At 56.0% G+C, this 17,922-nt stretch carries 15 protein-coding genes, 1 tRNA gene and 1 pseudogene; 8 read left to right on the forward strand and 9 right to left on the reverse strand.

The window, feature by feature from the left end; genetic code table 11:
• The first annotated feature begins 9 nt into the window (after positions 1-9).
• Positions 10-1,293: a Vi polysaccharide biosynthesis UDP-N-acetylglucosamine C-6 dehydrogenase TviB gene (tviB, locus tag J7416_RS14640; protein ID WP_209225777.1), complete on the forward strand. Its 1,284-nt coding sequence runs from the start codon at positions 10-12 to the stop codon at positions 1,291-1,293.
• A gap of 37 nt (positions 1,294-1,330) precedes the next feature.
• Here the strand turns inward: tviB and nqrF are convergent, their stop codons facing one another.
• From nqrF to J7416_RS14670, 6 genes are read right to left on the reverse strand one after another with little or no spacing between them, the layout of a single operon-like run.
• Entirely contained in the window at positions 1,331-2,554 is a 1,224-nt protein-coding gene (gene nqrF / locus J7416_RS14645) for an NADH:ubiquinone reductase (Na(+)-transporting) subunit F (RefSeq protein ID WP_209225778.1), read from the reverse strand.
• Between the two features lie 10 nt (positions 2,555-2,564).
• Entirely contained in the window at positions 2,565-3,173 is a 609-nt protein-coding gene (gene nqrE, locus J7416_RS14650) for an NADH:ubiquinone reductase (Na(+)-transporting) subunit E (RefSeq protein ID WP_170423419.1), read from the reverse strand.
• Entirely contained in the window at positions 3,173-3,826 is a 654-nt protein-coding gene (locus J7416_RS14655) for an NADH:ubiquinone reductase (Na(+)-transporting) subunit D (protein ID WP_170415660.1), read from the reverse strand. The genes nqrE and J7416_RS14655 overlap by 1 nt, the downstream gene beginning before the upstream one ends.
• Positions 3,826-4,641 carry a Na(+)-translocating NADH-quinone reductase subunit C gene (locus tag J7416_RS14660; protein WP_209225780.1) on the reverse strand — a complete coding sequence of 272 codons (816 nt, stop codon included), beginning with the start codon at positions 4,639-4,641 and terminating at the stop codon, positions 3,826-3,828. The genes J7416_RS14655 and J7416_RS14660 overlap by 1 nt, the downstream gene beginning before the upstream one ends.
• The gene (locus tag J7416_RS14665; RefSeq protein ID WP_209225782.1) at positions 4,634-5,842 is read right to left on the reverse strand and encodes an NADH:ubiquinone reductase (Na(+)-transporting) subunit B; all 1,209 of its coding nucleotides are present in this window, start codon (positions 5,840-5,842) and stop codon (positions 4,634-4,636) included. The genes J7416_RS14660 and J7416_RS14665 overlap by 8 nt, the downstream gene beginning before the upstream one ends.
• Positions 5,843-5,847: 5 nt before the next feature.
• Positions 5,848-7,191 (reverse strand): Na(+)-translocating NADH-quinone reductase subunit A, encoded by a 1,344-nt coding sequence (locus J7416_RS14670; protein WP_209225821.1) that lies wholly within the window; start codon positions 7,189-7,191, stop codon positions 5,848-5,850.
• Positions 7,192-7,479: 288 nt separating this feature from the next.
• Here J7416_RS14670 and J7416_RS14675 point away from each other — a divergent pair, with 288 nt between their 5' ends.
• Together J7416_RS14675 and J7416_RS14680 are read left to right on the forward strand one after the other, a co-directional pair.
• A complete protein-coding gene (locus J7416_RS14675) occupies positions 7,480-8,595 on the forward strand; it encodes a class I SAM-dependent RNA methyltransferase (RefSeq protein WP_209225784.1) in 1,116 nt (371 codons plus the stop codon).
• 92 nt (positions 8,596-8,687) lie between these two features.
• A tRNA-Pro gene (locus J7416_RS14680) sits at positions 8,688-8,764 on the forward strand.
• 312 nt (positions 8,765-9,076) lie between these two features.
• Here J7416_RS14680 and J7416_RS14685 read toward each other — a convergent pair.
• Complete coding sequence (locus J7416_RS14685; RefSeq protein WP_209225824.1) at positions 9,077-10,054, reverse strand: serine hydrolase; 978 nt, start codon at positions 10,052-10,054, stop codon at positions 9,077-9,079.
• 720 nt (positions 10,055-10,774) lie between these two features.
• On the opposite strand from J7416_RS14685, the gene J7416_RS22675 reads away from it, so the two are divergent.
• Positions 10,775-11,236, forward strand: a complete 462-nt coding sequence (locus J7416_RS22675) for a murein L,D-transpeptidase catalytic domain family protein (protein WP_247744292.1) — start codon at positions 10,775-10,777, stop codon at positions 11,234-11,236.
• Between the two features lie 154 nt (positions 11,237-11,390).
• Here the strand turns inward: J7416_RS22675 and J7416_RS14695 are convergent, their stop codons facing one another.
• Positions 11,391-11,660 carry an HlyU family transcriptional regulator gene (locus tag J7416_RS14695; RefSeq protein ID WP_209225787.1) on the reverse strand — a complete coding sequence of 90 codons (270 nt, stop codon included), beginning with the start codon at positions 11,658-11,660 and terminating at the stop codon, positions 11,391-11,393.
• 322 nt (positions 11,661-11,982) lie between these two features.
• Between J7416_RS14695 and J7416_RS14700 the strand changes: the two are divergent.
• Positions 11,983-12,397 (forward strand): annotated as a pseudogene (locus tag J7416_RS14700) (transposase); the annotation flags it as partial.
• Between the two features lie 245 nt (positions 12,398-12,642).
• On the opposite strand, the gene J7416_RS14705 reads toward J7416_RS14700, so the two are convergent.
• The gene (locus tag J7416_RS14705) at positions 12,643-13,842 is read right to left on the reverse strand and encodes an ROK family transcriptional regulator (RefSeq protein WP_209225826.1); all 1,200 of its coding nucleotides are present in this window, start codon (positions 13,840-13,842) and stop codon (positions 12,643-12,645) included.
• A gap of 187 nt (positions 13,843-14,029) precedes the next feature.
• On the opposite strand from J7416_RS14705, the gene J7416_RS14710 reads away from it, so the two are divergent.
• The 3 genes from J7416_RS14710 to J7416_RS14720 all read left to right on the forward strand — a co-directional run bounded on the left by J7416_RS14710 (position 14,030) and on the right by J7416_RS14720 (position 17,019).
• Positions 14,030-15,049, forward strand: coding sequence for a sugar ABC transporter substrate-binding protein (locus tag J7416_RS14710; protein WP_209225828.1), 1,020 nt, complete (start codon positions 14,030-14,032; stop codon positions 15,047-15,049).
• 117 nt (positions 15,050-15,166) lie between these two features.
• A complete protein-coding gene (locus J7416_RS14715) occupies positions 15,167-16,237 on the forward strand; it encodes an ABC transporter permease (RefSeq protein ID WP_209225789.1) in 1,071 nt (356 codons plus the stop codon).
• The gene (locus J7416_RS14720; protein WP_209225791.1) at positions 16,237-17,019 is read left to right on the forward strand and encodes an ATP-binding cassette domain-containing protein; all 783 of its coding nucleotides are present in this window, start codon (positions 16,237-16,239) and stop codon (positions 17,017-17,019) included. The genes J7416_RS14715 and J7416_RS14720 overlap by 1 nt, the downstream gene beginning before the upstream one ends.
• Positions 17,020-17,922 lie beyond the last annotated feature (903 nt).

Genomic DNA, 17,922 nt, shown 5'->3' on the forward strand with positions numbered 1-17,922 from the left:
AGTTCCCGAATGTTCGAAACAGATCCAAACTCTCGCAAAATTGCCGTCATCGGATTGGGTTATGTCGGCCTGCCGCTGGCCGTCGCTTTCGCCAAGATCGGCCCGGTCATCGGCTTTGACATCAATGCCGCTCGGATTGAGGCGCTGCGCGCAGGACAGGACAGCACCCAGGAGGTCGAGCCAGAGGATCTGGCAGATGCGAAGGGCCTGACCTTTGCCACGGACCCGGCCGACCTCGTAGAATGCGACACCTTTATCGTGACCGTCCCAACCCCGATTACCGCGGGCAAACAACCAGATTTGGCGCCCTTGTTGAGCGCCTCCGAGACGGTTGGAGGCGTTCTGAAAAAAGGGGATCTGGTGATCTATGAATCCACAGTCTATCCCGGTGCAACCGAGGAAGACTGTGTGCCTGTTCTGGAACGCGAGTCCGGGCTGACGTTCAATACGGATTTCTTTGCGGGCTACAGTCCCGAACGGATCAACCCCGGCGACAAGACCCACCGAATTTCAGACATCTGCAAAGTGACATCGGGGTCGATCCCCGAAGTCGCCGATCTGGTCGATGCGCTTTATGCCCGGATCATTGCCGCGGGAACACACAAAGCTGAAAGTATCCGCGTTGCCGAGGCTGCAAAAGTCATTGAAAACACGCAGCGCGACCTGAACATCGCGTTGGTCAACGAGCTAGCGATGATCTTTGGTCGTATGGGCATCGATACCGACGCGGTGTTGCGTGCAGCCGGAACCAAGTGGAATTTCCTGCCCTTCCGTCCTGGTTTGGTGGGGGGTCACTGCATCGGCGTTGACCCCTATTATCTGACTCACAAGGCAGAGGCGGTCGGGCATCATCCGCAAATCATCCTGGCCGGTCGGCGATTGAATGACAGTATGGGCAGCTATGTGGTGTCCCAGCTTGTGAAACGGATGACCCGCGCCAGGATTGATGTGGGATCTGCCCGTGTTCTGGTCATGGGCCTGACTTTTAAGGAAAATTGCCCCGATCTGCGCAACACACGGGTCGTCGATATCATTGACGAGTTAAAAGACTACGGAATTGCCGTTGATGTTCACGATCCACATGCAGATGCGTCAGCCGCGCAGTCTGAATATGGCATTTCACTTGTGGATGCGCCGCAGTCGCACAGCTATGACGGCGTGGTACTGGCGGTCGCACATCAAGAGTTTCTGCACATCGATCCAGCACAAATTCGTGCCTATGGAAAAGACCCGTGCATCGTTTTCGACGTGAAATCCGTCCTGCCGATCGAAGCCAGCGATCTTCGCTTGTAAAAAAAACCGGCGCTCAATGCGCCGGTTTTTTTGTCACTTATCCGCCGAAGTCGTCTAGCATGATGTCTTCGCGGTCTACACCCAGATCCAGCAGCATGTTGATGACCGACTGGTTCATGATTGGCGGGCCACACATGTAGAACTCACAATCTTCGGGTGCGGGGTGATTTTTCAGGTATTCTTCGAACAGAACATTGTGGATGAAGCCTGTATAGCCTTTCCAATCGTCCTCGGGCTGCGCGTCCGACAGGGCCACGTGCCATTCAAAGTTCGGGAACTCAGCAGCCAGCTGATCGAAATCTTCAACAAAGAACATTTCTTTCTTCGAGCGCGCGCCGTACCAGAACGTGATCTTGCGATCCTTGTTCTTCAGACGCTTGAGCTGGTCGAAGATGTGGCTGCGCATAGGCGCCATACCAGCGCCACCGCCGATGAAGACCATCTCTTTTTCGGTTTCGCGAGCGAAGAACTCTCCAAACGGACCCGAGATTGTGACCTTGTCACCCGGCTTCAGGTTGAAGATGTACGACGACATCTGACCCGGAGGGATACCTTCCGATCCCGGAGGCGGTGAGGCAACCCGGACGTTCAGCATGATCATGCCCTTTTCATCCGGGTAGTTTGCCATCGAATAGGCACGCTCGATCGGTTCGGCAACAACCGACTCGTACTGCCACAGGTTAAAGCGGTCCCAGTCTTCGCGGTACTCTTCCTCGACATCAAAGTCCGTGTACTTCAATGCGTGGGCCGGCGCTTCGATCTGGATGTAGCCGCCAGCGCGGAAGTTCACATCCTCGCCTTCCGGCAGATCCAGCGTCAGCGCCTTGATGAAGGTCGCCACGTTCTCGTTCGAACGCACCGTACATTCCCACTTTTTGACGCCAAAGACCTCTTCGGGAACTTCGATGTCCATATCCTGCTTAACGGCCACCTGACAGGACAAGCGGTCACCACAGGCCGCTTCGCGCTTGGTGATGTGGCTTTCTTCGGTCGGTAGGATCGATCCACCGCCTGAATGCACACGCACACGGCACTGTGCACAGGTACCACCGCCGCCGCACGCGGACGGCACAAACAGCTTCTCGGCTGCCAGTGTCTGCAGCAGCTTGCCACCTGCAGGAACCGAAATGGTTTTCTCGCCGTTAATGGTTATGTTCACATCTCCGGTCGACACCAATTTCGACCGCGCCGCCATGATGATGGCGACCAGAGCGATAACGATCAGGGTGAATAGGACGACGCCCAGGCTAAACGTTTCCATCGACGCCTCCTTACAGCTTCACGCCCGAGAAGGACATAAAGGCCATCGCCATCAGTCCCGCGGTGATGAAGGTGATACCAAGACCCTGCAGACCATCCGGAATGTCCGAGTACTTCAGTTTTTCGCGCACGCCCGCCATAGCAGTGATCGCCAGTGCCCAGCCAAAGCCGGAAGACAGACCATAGGTCGCGGCCTCGGCAAAGTTATAGTCACGCTCGACCATGAACAGCGAGCCACCCAGGATGGCGCAGTTCACCGTGATCAGCGGCAGGAAGATCCCCAGCGCGTTGTAGAGCGGCGGGAAATACTTATCCAAGACCATCTCAAGGATCTGAACCATCGCCGCGATCACGCCGATATACGAGATCAGGCCAAGGAAGGTCAGGTCCACATCTGGGAACCCGGCCCAGGCCAGCGCACCCGGCTTCAACAGGTAGTTGAGCAACAGGTTGTTCGTGGGCACGGTGATCGCCTGAACGACCATCACAGAAATACCCAGGCCCAGCGCGGTCGAAATCTTCTTGGATACGGCGATGAAGGTACACATGCCGAGAAAGAAGCTAAGCGCGAGGTTTTCAACAAAGATGGCCTTTACGGCCAGGGAAATCAGACCTTCCATCAGTGGGCCTCTACCTGCTGAATTTTGTATTCACGTTCCTCGACCTGGTTCGGCTTCCATGTGCGGAAGGCCCAGATGATCAGACCGATGATAAAGAACGCGGACGGCGGCAGCAGCAGCATGCCGTTGGGCACGTACCAGCCACCATTGTTGACGGTTTCCAGAATGGTCACACCAAACAACGACCCGTTGCCGAACAGCTCGCGGATGAAACCAACCAGCAGCAGGATCAGGCCGTAGCCCATGCCGTTGCCCATGCCGTCGATGAACGACGCGACCGGCGGGTTCTTCATGGCAAACGCTTCGGCGCGGCCCATCACGATACAGTTGGTGATGATCAGACCGACGAAAACTGACAGGGTTTTCGAAATCTCAAAAGCGTAGGCCTTGAGGATCTGGTCTACCAGGATCACCAGCGAGGCGATGATCACCATCTGCACGATGATCCGGATTGAACCCGGGATTTGGTTGCGCAGGCACGAGATGAAGAAGGATGAGAACGACGTCACAAAGATCACCGCCAGCGCCATCACCATCGACACCTGCAGCGACGAAGTCACCGCCAGCGCCGAACAGATACCCAGCACCTGCAGCGTAATCGGGTTGTTGTCGACAAGCGGGTCGACCAGCATCTCTTTTTTGGTCTGAGACATCAGAGTTCTCCTGCTTGCAGTTTGGCCAGGAACGGAGCGTAGCCCGCGTCACCCATCCAGAATTTCACCAGGTTATCGACACCAACCGAGGTCAGCGTGGCGCCGGCCAGCGCGTCGATATAGAAATCGGGGCCAGCGGCGGGTTGCGATTTGGCGACGGTGATTTGCAGATCGCCCGCGTCATCACGCAGCTTTTTACCGTTCCACAGCGCTTTCCAGCGCGGGTTGTCCACCTCGGCACCAAGGCCCGGGGTTTCACCATGCTGATAGAATTGCAGGCCGTAGATATCGTTGCCGTTGTTTTCCAAAGCGATGAAGCCGTACAGAGTGGACCACAGACCGTAGCCATGCAGCGGCAGGATCACCTTGTCCAAAGCACCGGAATCGTCGCGCAGCAGATAGACAACACGGTACAGGGCCTTGCGACCAATACCGGCAGGGTCATCGTCCAGCGCAACGCTCAGGTCCGGGTCGCTGGCGGCGGCCAGATCGTCGAAGGTGGCTGGATCGAACTTGTCGTCCACAAACTCGCCGGTCGACAGTTCCAGCACATGCGGTTCGAACGCGGCAAAAGCCTCGGACACGTCAGTGCCAGGTTCGTAAACGCCGGCAACCTGTAGAACGTTGATCTGCTTGTCCCTCAGCGCGTTGGCTTCCTGCACAGGGCGCAGGCTTACGGCTGCAGCCGACACGACCATCGAAGCCACAAGACACACAGCGACAGCGATAAAGATCGTCTTGCCAACCGAGTCCGGCGAGGCCGCCAGAAACTTGGCAATCGCGCCTTTGGGTTCTGGGGATTGCGTATCAGACATGGCGACGCGCCCTCCGTTTGATGTTTGCCTGAACGACGAAGTAGTCGATCAGCGGTGCAAAGACGTTACCGAACAGGATTGCCAGCATCATGCCTTCGGGGAAAGCCGGGTTCACAACACGGATCAACACAACCATGATACCGATCAGCGCGCCGTAAATATAGCGGCCCATGTTGGTGTGGCTTGCCGAAACAGGCTCGGTCACCATGAAGGCCAGACCAAAGGCGTACCCGCCGACAACGATGTGCCAGTACCACGGCATCGCAAACATCGGGTTGGTGTCCGATCCGATCAGGTTGAACAGCAGCGTCAGACCAATGGTCCCTGCCAGACAGCCAACAATCAGACGATAATTGGCGATCCGCGTTGTCAGCAGGAAGGCCAGACCGATCAGACAGGCCAGGGTCGATGTCTCCCCGAAACTGCCCTGCATCTGACCCAGGAACGCATTCCACCAGGTCAGCCCTTCGGTCGCCAGCGCCTGAAAGCCGTCCGAGGCCGAAACAGACAGCGCCGTCGCGCCCGAGAACCCGTCAACTGGTGTCCAAACGGTGTCGCCCGACATGTTCGCAGGGTATGCGAAATACAGGAACGCACGTCCTACAAGCGCAGGGTTCAGGAAGTTCTTACCAGTGCCGCCAAAGACTTCTTTACCGATAACCACGCCGAAAATGATGCCCAACGCGACCTGCCACAGAGGGGCAGAAGCGGGCATGATCAACGTGTAAAGCATTGAGGTCACAAGGAAGCCTTCGTTGACCTCATGGCCGCGAACGGTTGCAAAGATGACCTCAAAAATACCACCGGCGACCAGCGTCGTGATGTAGATCGGCAGGAAGTACATCAGGCCATGCATGAAACAGGCAAAGATGCTGTCAGGGTTCAGCGAGATACCAAACATCTGCAGGATGGCGATCCGCCAGCCGGTAGCAGAATCCGGGCCAAGAGCGGCAATCGCCGAGTTGGCCTGATAGCCAGTATTGTACATCCCCCAAAGGATACATGGGATCGTCGCGATCACGACATAGGTCATGATCCGCTTCATATCCACGTAGGACCGTGCATGGGGAGCGACGGTGGTTACGGTTTTCGGAGTGTAGATGAAGCTTTCCACCATCTCGTAGATGGGGAAGTACTTCTCGTACTTGCCGCCCTTGGTAAAGTTCGGCTCAATCCGGTCAAAGAAGTTGCGCAAACCCATTCGGATCAGCCCTCCTTTTCAATCTTGGTCAGGCAGTCGCGCAGCGCCAGCCCATATTCATATTTCGCCGGACAGGCAAAGCCGACAAGGCCCAGATCCTCTTCGTCCAGCTCCAGCGCACCCAGCGCCTGTGCAGTATCTGTGTCCATCACCAGCAATGCGCGCAGCAGCTGGGTCGGCAGATAGTCCTGCGGCATCAGCTGCTCGAACGTGCCGGTCGGCACCATTGCGCGACGTCCACCGTTCAGGTTGGACGTGAATGAGAACAGTTTCTTGGCAAAAGCCGAACCCAAAACCGGCTGAACCGCGTATTTCGACGGCATCGGAAGGATCCAGCCCAGCGTGTGCTGGTCATGATCTTCGCGGATGACGCTGATCTGACGGGCGAAACGGCCCAGATAGGCCTCTGGCCCCTCTGCGTGGCGACCTGACAGGATCGAGCCGGAAATCACGCGGGCGGTTCCATCGACATTGATCTCATTACGGGTCAGGTCGTCGGTCGAGGCACCCATCACGGTACGGATCAGACGCGGCTGCCGCGCACCGGGGCCCGACAGGGCCACCACGATGTTCGGATCAAGGTGACCGGTCTGCATCAGGCGGCCGATCGCGATGACATCCTGGTATCCGATCGTCCAAACCTGCTTCTCGCCAGCCAGCGGCTCGAGAAAATGGATATGTGTTCCGGCCAAACCTGCGGGGTGCGGGCCAGAGAAAGCCGCCGCTTCGACACCCGGAACATCTGCGCCCGGAAGTGCGTCGCCGTCTTTCTGACAGAGATAAGTCTTACCGTCGGTCAACTTGGCAATGGCGCTCAGGCCCGCAGCAAAGGCGTCGCCCGCATCTTGAATGATCGTCGCAGCGTCGGCGGACAGCGGCTCACTGTCCATGGCAGTCACGAAAATGGCGGCGGGTGTGGTGCCTGGCACGGCCATCTTGGAATAGGGACGCGTGCGGAACGCAGTCCAAAGACCAGCGGCACACAGGCGTTCGGTCACGCCCTCGGCGGTATCCCCGTTGCCGACGCCTGAGAAGTCCAGACCTGTGTCGTTGACGTCCGAAACCTCGATCACGACGCTCTGCAAAACCCGGCGCGCGCCGCGATTGATGGCAACGACCTTGCCGCTGAGGGGCGCGACCATCATCGCCTCGGGCACGTCCTTGTGGCAGAACAGCGGTGTGCCCCGCTGAACCTCGTCACCTTCCTGTACCAGCATGCGTGGTTTCAGGCCCAAGTAGTCGGCCCCCAAAACCCCAACTGAGCTGAATTCAGGACCCGGTTGGATTTTTTGCTCTGGCGCGCCTTGCACCGGCAGTTCCAACCCTTTTTTCAGTTTGAAAGTTTGCATGTCGCTACGGTCTTCCAAGCCTCTTTCCTGCAACACGTCGTTCCCACCACCCTATAGTGGCACAAAACAACCTGTATGTGGGAGCCTGCGAGCAGAAAAAGGCGCATAGCACCTGTTCCCAATCCAAGCTTCGTTTTGATCAGGCACCCTTTACGCGGGGACGGTGCTAAACGCAAACCCGTTACCGACGAAAATACCGATTAATTGTCAAATTCCTTTGAAGGGTCGCATTTCGGCCCAATGAAATTGCATATCGCGCCTGCCAAGCTTCCGGTGTAAGCACCGGGGATGGAACAAAACGACGATTTTGAAATCTTTTTGATAGCCACGCCCGGTCTCGAAGCACCCTTGCATGCCGAGGCAGTCGAACAGGGATTCGCAGCCGCAAAACCTGTCCCCGGCGGTGTAACCTGCCGCGGGGGCTGGCAGGAAGTCTGGCGTGCCAACCTATGCCTGCGTGGGGCGAACAAGGTTTTGGTGCGATTGGGCGGGTTCCCGGCCGTCCACCTGGCACAGCTGGACAAAAGGTCGCGCAAGTTCCCTTGGGCCGAGTTCCTGCGCCCCGACGTACCGGTAAGGGTCGAAGCAACCAGCCGAAAGTCCCGAATCTATCACGCGGGTGCGGCGCGTCAGCGGGTTGAGACCGCGATTACTGAGACCCTGGGCGCTCCGATCGCGCCTGATGCCGCGCTGCGCGTCCTTCTGCGCATTGAAAAAGACATCTGCACGTTTTCCATAGACAGCTCGGGCGAGCCTTTGCACAAACGCGGGCACAAACCGGCCGTGGCCAAGGCCCCGATGCGAGAAACGATGGCCGCAATGTTCTTGCGCGAATGCGGGTATGACGGGTCAGAACCCATCCTGGACCCGATGTGCGGGTCTGGCACATTTGTCATTGAGGCTGCCGAGATCGCATCAGGGCTGCGCCCAGGCCGGTCCCGCAGCTTTGCGTTCGAGAACTTGGTGAGCTTTGACCCGAACCTCTGGTCGTCCATGCAACAGCAGGATCATTCGGCCAAGCCAGACGTTATCTTTCATGGATCGGACCGCAATGCAGGAGCGATAGAGGCGTCCATAAAAAACGCAGAGCGCGCCGGAGTTGCCGACATTACAGTGTTTCAAACCCGGTCAGTCAGCGACATCAAGCCCCCACAGGGTCCAGCTGGTCTGGTCATCGTAAACCCCCCCTACGGCGCACGGATCGGCGACGAAAAACGCCTGCGGTCCGTCTACGGCAGTCTGGGAAAAACACTGCAGTCCCGCTTTAAAGGTTGGCGGGTTGGCATCGTTACAAGTAACGCAAACCTGGCAAGATCGACCCGTTTGCCGTTGCTGCCACCCGGCCCGGTTGTCGATCACGGCGGCACCAAAATCCGCTTGTACCGAACCGACCCCCTGACCTGAAACGCCTTGGAAGCCAGTGCACAATTCGCATCCACCACTTCAAAATGCCTCTTGCACATCCAAAACCGCAGGTATAGATCACCCGCCACGGTCGGAGTGTAGCTCAGCCTGGTAGAGCACTGTCTTCGGGAGGCAGGGGTCGGAGGTTCGAATCCTCTCACTCCGACCAATAAAACAAGGGGCCAAATGCAGAGATATTTTGCCTTTTGACCAATCAACTTACCTTTTCGCTAACTAAAGTTACCTCGGCTAGCCTGACGCGTTGTTAGTTTTAATCGCAATTTGAACTAACGGTGAGGAGCGGCCCATTTCTGCCGTTGGTCAACTGGTCAAGATGCTGAGCTGCAGCCCGCCAAACCAGACCTTGGCTTTTAGAGAACTATATCGTTCTCACAGCCGGAAACCGGAGGATGTACGTCTCACATTAAGGGGCGGCTTTGGTTTTCCACGGTTGAAATTGCTCGAGCCCCAGTTCAATCCATCACGCTAAATTCAGAACCGGTCCGTCTAGCAACCGGATCAAGTCCCCGAAATAGCCAGCAGATCTCGCGGGGCGGGTTGGATCCGATGTGATTGCAATCGCAAGATTGCGCCCGTGATGCGCCGCTATGATTTGACCTCCGTACCCCCGGGCCAGAGCGTAGCCGGACGGCGAGAGAAACCAGCCGTATCCGTATCCCAGCCCAGAGAATTGTGACCGGCCGTAGGCCTTGGTCGATGCGGCAACCCAACTTTCGGGGATAACCTGATTGCTTGCAAAGACCCCCTTGTCCCTCAGTAAGACTGCGATCTTCAACATCGATCTGGGTGTCAGGGCCATCTCGTTACCGCCCAGATAGTACCCCTGAGGATCCTGTGTCCAGGCCGGTATCTCGATTCCCAGTGGTGTCCCCAATCGTGCCCGCGCCAGCGTCAGCAGACTTTGCCCGGTCGCCTCGGTCAACGCCGCCCCGAGGATGTGTGTTGATCCCGTTGAGTACAACATGCGTTGCCCGGGCTCGGCCACCATCGGCCTGGTGAGAGCATCGGCGATCCAGTTGGGCGAATTGATCCATGCACCGTAGTTGCTGCCAGACGTCCGTTCCAAACCTGCCCGAAGTGTAACCAGATCTTCCATCGTGATTTTTTCGGAGCCCGGAGTTGCATTCGGCGGTAGCAACCGCGGTGCCACGTCTTGCAACGTAGCCTCGACCGAAGTGATTTCCTGTTTGTCGATTGCGGTTCCGAGCAACAGGGCAACGATGCTTTTCGAACAGGATTTGATGTTTGCCGGACGATCCAACCCGGGCCCTCTGGGAGCCTGTGCAAAGATGACGTCCTCCCCGCGCTGTATCTGCAGCGAATGGAGCTGCGGCAGGCGACCGATCCTCTCGCCAATCTCTTGGGTTTGCCCCCGCGCAATGAACGGCGCAGACACAGTGGCGGTCGAAGCTATCAGGAACGAACGACGTGTAATCATAGCCTTCATGTGGACGCTAAACCGAAGATGTCCAGTCGCTCGATCCGTCTTTAAACCCGAGTTCCATCAAAAACGGGACCTAAGACTAAGGAGTTGGGGCTTTCGGCAACAGTATCTCTCGATCCGAAAAATTTCACCCAATGTCAGGCCACATTTGCGTGTTAGAGTGGATCCGAGGATAGTCTAGCAGGAGCAGTCCCGTTGCGACCTAATTCACTCCGTCTCTCCATCGCCATCCTGATCGTTGCCGTAGTTGCTGGCTCGTTGCCCAGTCGAGGCGATGCGTTGTCAAAAGAAATTCCAGCATGGCTGCAAAAACACGTAGGCACGTCTGAAGGTCAAATCGCGCCGATCGTCCTTGAGCGAGCGCGAGCGCTTTATCGGAAGAAGCTACGGCAAGGCGAAGTTTCGAACCCCTGCTATCTGGCAAAAGACGCCACGCGTCCCAGCACCGCGCGGAATGGAAACCCTGGGCGTCGGTTTTACGTGATTTGCGAAGCGCAAAGGTCATTCCGCGCCGTTTCATCCGGTTATGGTAATGGGCGAAAACTGCAGCGGGCCAATTTCGCAAACGGTCGACAATGCGCGAAGAACTTCAGCAACGCGGAAGGCTCGAAGCTGACCGCAGGTGGGTCATACGTTACGGCCGAGACCCGGACCTCGTTCAAAGGGTATTACCGGCAGTCCGGCGCGACGAGGCCATTCTACCGGACATTTCTGTTGTTTGACGGCGAAGGAGAAACAAGCAACGCCCGGGAACGTGCCATCGGAGGTCATCCTGCTGTTTTCCTAAAGTGGCAATGCCGCTTCAAGAACACACAGAGCGCACATGCCGATAAGGATGGATATGTCCCTTACGGCAAGCTCGTGAACTATACAGGCGGTCGTAGCAACGGTTGCACAACCTGGTCGCAATCCGCTTCAAAAGAGATTTTGGCACTTGTCGAAGGTAACCCGACCACCCTGTATATCTATCCTGAATCGAAGGATATTAACGCGGTTGCCAAAGCGGTGAAGCAGGGAAAACCGCTTTCGCGCGCGGGCGTCTACTGGAACGCTGCATGTCTGAAGACAATTGGCGCTCCCAAGTTTTGGCCGAAAAGAACCTTACAGCCGATCATCAATCAATGGCGGGCATCCCTGCCCAAACAACCACCACTTGAACTGCCGATTTGCCGATAGCGGTTGGTGCACGTTTTTTGGGTCTGGTCTGGCTTTCGATGTCTAGGAGAGGATGCGAAAGGCGACAAGCCTCGCTAAACCATGGAGGGCAAGGCAAAGGGATTTGACGTCGACGCTGTCCCACTAGCGGAATTGGAAAAAGGCACCCGTTTCCTTAACCGAAAATACGCTCGCCTTGCTCGTCAATTACTTGTTTTGCCTTGGTGATGCTGAAGCTTTCGGCCTGATCCCTGCTTTCAAAGACATCTGCCCGGATCACCGTATGGGTCTTGCGATCTCCGTCGATGTTTTTTTCGATACGGGCCGACAGGCGATACTTGCCACCCTCGGAAATCAAATCGGGGAAGATATCGAACCCTTTGTACGAGACCGGTTGCGGCTCCGGCTTTTCACCGCCACCAAAGAGTTTTGATAAGATTGACATAGGGCGGATCCTTTCAGCGTTGCTCTGATCGAAGATTAACCCCGCACAGAACCTGGGTGAAGCGCGTTGTTCGGTCAATTCACACGCGCCTCGACCTCAGAACACTTTTCGCGAACGGTTCGAATGTCCCGATCCGCCGCGAAGGGACAGGCATCAGAAATAGCAACATCAGACGTGGGAGCCTCCATTGAGTTTGAACGAGTGCTCACGCGTTTTTTGGTTCGATAGGCCCATAGCGGATGGAGTGGGTGGCTCCTGCTCCATCGGCGTTGCGATGCGCAATACTGCAGTTGTCTTGGACTGCTAGGAAAGGAACCACCCAGTGACAGTTACAACAGTTGGACTGGATCTGGCCAAGGACGTGTTCCAGGTTCATGGGATTTCAGCCGCTGGCCGAAAGATATTCAACAAGAAGATCAAGCGCCTGAAGTTGCTTGCGTTTTTCGAGACCCTTCCGCGCTGTGTTGTCGGCATGGAAGCCTGCGGCTCTGCCCGCTATTGGGGCCGTGAACTCAGCAGCCTATGTCAAACCCTATGTAAAGTGCGGCAAGACCGACGCAGCTGATGCTGAAGCGATCTGCGAGGCCGTCCGCCGGCCAACAATGCGGTTCGTCAAGGTGAAATCGGAAGACCAGCAGGCAATCCTGGCGCTGCACCGCACCCGAGATCTCGCGGTCCGGCAGCGCACGCAGCTGGCGAATATGATCCGAAGCCTTCTGCGCGAATTCGGCCATGTACTACGGAGCGGGATAAGCCCGTGTCTTCATCTCACACAAACCGCGAGGGAACGCCTTGTTTGGATATCTGCTATGCGCAGCTGGGGGAAATTGGAATGCTCAGCAGCCGGCGCAAAGCAGCCCTCAGTTGCTACTTGTTACACGGCACTGCAACTGCCCAAAAAGGGGGTCGTTCTAAGGCCGTCAACTTGAGCAGGACTCGCGGTTTCGTCCTAGCTAGAAAGCTTGCCCCCAATGAGTTGCGACTACATACCAGAAAGCCCAGCATTAGTATCTAATAGAAACTGGCGGAAAATCGGGCTGCTCGCAGCACCAATGCCTCGGGCGTTTTCCCCGACTGCTGCTGCTTCCACAACTGGAGGAATTAAACCGCGTTTGTCTTGGTTGATTAGGTATCGACGAACCCGTGAGACCAGCTCTTCCCGCACTTCAGGTGGAAATGCACCGTCAATGAAAATCGCCTCAAAGTCGATGACCGCGCAAATAGACAGTGCAGCCTTGGCCAATTCCTGCGCCGTCGTACCGATCCATGGCTCGACATAGCGAGAGATGCTGCTCCAATCCTGAGGCTTCTTCCAGAGAATTTCAGGATCGACACCTGCTTCGATCAATCTGTCCTCGAGCAGGAACAGCGAAGCTGTGTCGATTAGTTGCTGGCTTTCACCCAATGGGCCCGTAGTCCGCATAGCGCCTAACGCACCGGCATTGCCTTGGTTGCCCTCGAATACGGTGCCGTTCAATGCGACGCCTCCGCCGATCATCGAGCCGATGAAAAAATAGAAGTAATCCCGATACTCAGCCCCGCGGCCATAAAGGTGCTCCGCATGACAGGCTGCCGTGGCGTCGTTAACCACAAAAACCGGCAAGTCGCTGAACTTGGCGACCTCGGAGAAGAAATTCACGTTTTTCCATGACCTGAATTTCTTGGCGGCGAGCCCAGACAGATCATGCCATTTCCAAAGCTCGAACGGGGTGCCGATCCCGATACCGCACACGCGGTCGCGAAGACGTTGAGGTTCGCGAGAGAGAAGTGTTTCCAGGCCAGACTCCAGAAACCCGAAAATGACCTCTGGCAACGGATAGTCGTATGTCGTGGACAGTTGGTGGCGCGGGTTGCCCATAAAGTCGATCAAAAGCAGATCGGCGCTGCGCCGCCCGATCTTCATGCCAACTGAAAGGATGCCTTCCGCGTTGAGCTGCATAGGGACTGAGGGCTTACCTACTTTTCCGCGCAAAGGGGTTCCGCGTCTGAGAATCTCGTCCTTTTCCAGCTTGCGAAGAATAATTGAGACAGTCTGAGGAGACAGGCCCGTTAGTCGCGCGACGTCGGCACCCGCAGCAGGGCCATGCCTTTGTAAAACCGTCAAAATCAAACGTTCGTTGTGATCGCGAACCCCGCTTTGGCTTACCCCGCCAGTTAGTGCTTTTAGCGCTTCTCTTTCCATAAGCCTGAACATAAACCCCTTGTTTTCTTATGAAAAGATGCCGAAGCAAATTAATAAATAAACTTTATTTATTTATTGACACGAAGGCTAGAATCGCGGTTTCCTTGAACGCAACCTGCATTGGAGGATGGAGGTGGGTCTCGCTGTCAAGCCACGCGGGACAAAAACAACTTTCTGGGAGGACAACATGAGAAATCTACTCAAGCTTGCCGCATCAGCTACTGTACTCACACTCGCTGCTGCATCTGCTCAAGCGGCCGGGGAGACGGTTTGCCTGATCACAAAGACAGACACCAATCCATTCTTTGTTAAGATGAAAGAAGGTGCCACAGCCAAAGCTGAAGAGCTTGGTATGACTCTAAAGGCCTTCGCGGGCAAGATCGACGGCGACCACGAAACTCAGGTTCAGGCCATTGAAACGTGCATCCTTGATGGAGCAAAGGGAATTTTGCTGACGGCGTCTGACACCAGCTCGATTGTCCCTGCGGTTCAGCAGGCGCGGGACGCCGGCCTGCTGGTAATTGCTTTGGACACACCGCTGAGCCCGATTGACTCCGCCGACGCAACATTTGCCACGGATAACTACAAGGCAGGCTTGTTGATTGGCCAATGGGCAAAGGCAAAAATGGGTGACGGGGCAGCGGACGCCAAAATCGCAACGCTGGACTTGAACGTTAGTCAGCCAACAGTGGATGTTCTACGTAATCAGGGCTTCCTCGACGGTTTCGGAGTGGACCTGGCGGATCCAAATGTTATCGGCGATGAGACCGATGCCCGACTGGTCGGAAGTGACGTGACCGACGGCAACGAAGAAGGCGGGCGCCGCGCCATGGAGAACCTTCTGGCAAAAGACTCGACGATCAATGTGGTTCACACAATCAACGAGCCGGCAGCAGCAGGTGCATATGAAGCCTTGAAGTCGATTGGTCGCGAAAACGATGTGCTAATTGTTTCGGTCGATGGCGGCTGCCCTGGCGTGCAAAATGTACAGGCCGGTGTAATCGGGGCGACAAGCCAGCAATACCCGCTGTTGATGGCTTCGCTTGGTGTTGAGGCTGTGAAGAAATGGGCCGAAGAGGGCGTTAAGCCTGAAAATACACCGGGCAAAGACTTCTACGATACCGGTGTAGCGCTCATCACGGACCAGCCTGTTGATGGCGTGGACTCAATTTCAGTCGCCGAAGGTTTGGAACTCTGCTGGGGCTAACGCAGACTTAAAGGATGAGGCGCGCACGCGCGCCCCATCATTCCTTTCACCAGTAAACCGAAACTTCCTTTACACTGATCTCGCGGGCGCAAAACCAGCCGCGAAAAAGGGGGAGATATGTCTGAAGCAAACCAAGGCGCTCAGGGATTTGAAACCGCCGCAAATAAATCGGAAACCGTGGCGGAGTTCGAAGATCATCGGCACGGTGTGCTAGGGAGGTTACAGCACCTTCTCCACGTGAACCCGTCCTTTGTGCCGCTTATTGTGCTGGTCGGTGCAATCGTGATTTTCGGCCTACTTCTGGGCTCCAAATTCTTCTCACCCTTTGCCATGACATTGATCCTTCAGCAGGTTCAGATTGTTGGGATCGTGGCCGCAGCGCAAAGCCTGGTCATACTGACCGCTGGCATCGACCTGAGCGTCGGAGCGATTATGGTGTTTTCGTCCGTCATCATGGGGCAGTTCACATTCAGATACGGCATCCCCGTGCCCATTGCGGTGATGTGCGGGCTAGCGATGGGAACACTGATCGGGGCCATCAACGGTTGGCTGGTCAGCCGCGTTAAGCTGCCGCCATTTATTGTAACCCTCGGGATGTGGCAGATCGTTCTGGCGACAAACTTCCTTTACTCCGCGAACGAGACCATTCGCAGTCAGGACATCGAAGCAAACGCCCCTTTCCTTCAGTTCTTCGGAACTAAATTTGCGATCGGTGGTGCAACGTTTACCGTGGGCGTGATCTTTATGCTCGTCCTGATCGCCGTGCTGGCCTATGCGCTGAAACACACTGCCTGGGGACGGCATGTCTATGCCGTGGGTGACGACCCAGAGGCCGCTGAATTGTCTGGTGTAAACGTCCATAGGACGCTTATGTCCGTCTACATGTTGTCCGGCCTGATCTGCGCCTTTGCGGGCTGGGCGCTGATTGGACGCATCGGATCGGTCTCGCCGACATCTGGTCAATTAGCAAACATTGAGAGCATTACTGCTGTTGTGATCGGCGGCATCTCTCTATTCGGCGGTCGGGGATCCATTTTGGGATCGTTGTTCGGAGCATTGATTGTCGGCGTATTTACCCTTGGACTGAGACTGCTGGGCGCGGACGCACAGTGGACCTTCCTGCTTATCGGGCTTCTCATCATCGCAGCGGTCGCAGTCGACCAGTGGATCAGAAAGGTATCGGGCTAATGTCGGACATAACTCCAGTCGTCCAAGGCCGCGGGATCGTGAAGCGCTATGGCCACGTCACCGCCATCGATCATTCCGACTTTGAACTGCGTCAGGGTGAGATCCTGGCCGTCATCGGGGACAATGGCGCAGGTAAGTCTTCGATCGTCAAAGCAATCTGTGGCGCTACGATCCCGGATGAGGGCGAGATTCTAATCGAAGGGAAGAAGGTAAATTTTACCTCTCCAATCGACGCTCGGAACATGGGAATCGAAATCGTCTATCAGCAGCTTGCCATGTCTCCTGCCCTTTCAATTGCGGACAACATGTTCATGGGTCGGGAGATCCGCAAACAGGGTTTCATGGGCAAGTACATGCGTCAGCTGGACCGGCCGGCTATGGAGAATTTTGCCCGAGAAAAGCTAACTGAGCTTGGGTTGATGACCGTACAGTCGATTAACCAGGCTGTAGAAACACTGTCTGGTGGCCAGCGCCAAGGCGTTGCCGTTGCGCGTGCAGCCGCTTTTGCGACCAAGTTCATCATTATGGACGAACCCACAGCAGCTTTGGGTGTGAAAGAGAGCCGCAAGGTGCTTGAACTTATACAAGACGTACGCGCACGCGGCATTCCTATCATCCTGATCAGCCACAACATGCCACATGTGTTCGAAGTAGCTGACCGAATCCATGTGCACCGGCTCGGCAAACGGCTCTGCACAATTGATCCCAAGGATTACACAATGTCCGATGCCGTAGCGTTTATGACCGGCGCCAAAGAACCACCAAAAGAAGACGCAGCGTGATCGAGCAGGATGCAACGCGCGTGTGCGACCTGATCACCGCTTGGAGGTAGGTCGGGGTTCGGACGATTGCCGCGATCGCTGGCCCCCCTGCATCCGGAAAGTCGACCTAGGCAGAGACCGTTGTGCAATCGCCGAGCGCACAACAGAGCTAATCGATTCCGTTAGCCGCGCTGGTGCCTATGGATGGCTACCATTTGGAACCCGTCGCTGAAATTCTGCGCCGGGCTCAAGTTTTGTTTGTTTTCATACCGACAACGAAGTCGCTCAGTTGCCGCTATTACAAGATGAACGCTAAGTTCACCTGCTCAGCAGAAGATCAAAGTAACGAAGAATGCTATTTACGTCTGTTTGAGACAACAGTTCGGAACAAAGCTGCCATTAAGTGCAAAAGATGTTGCGACCACAGCGAATGTCCGGAAGGTGGCCCTGCCACCCAGGGTTTTCAATTCCATTAAATGAGCCACCTCTCTGGACAACGGTCCTTGCGGCTCCAGCCGGTATATCTTGCGCGGAACACATTTATCCAGTGCTTCGTAGTGGCACGCAGCGCCTCCATAAGCGTTGTAGGTCAGATCGGAAAGAAGTCGGATTGGGGTGCGCTTGCAATGCACACGAACGAGATGGCGTGCAGATCGAACTGGAGGGTGCCCTGGCGGCGATGATTGGGCTAGTCCAGAACGACAAAAGCCGCCTTGCGGCGGCCGGTACTATAAAATTGGTTTTGTGAGTAGGATTTGAACCTGGGGCCTTTGGGTTATGGTTTGAAGGGACTGTGTCCGCCTTGGGGCCGTGAACGCGCTGATAACGACGAGGTGAGATCGTAAAGCAAACAGTCCAGTGGACTGTTTGTAGATCGAACGGTCTGTTTGGATTTTGGTTGCGGGGGTAGGATTTGAACCTCTG

The organism is Ruegeria sp. R14_0 (assembly GCF_017743975.1).
Lineage (GTDB): Bacteria > Pseudomonadota > Alphaproteobacteria > Rhodobacterales > Rhodobacteraceae > Ruegeria.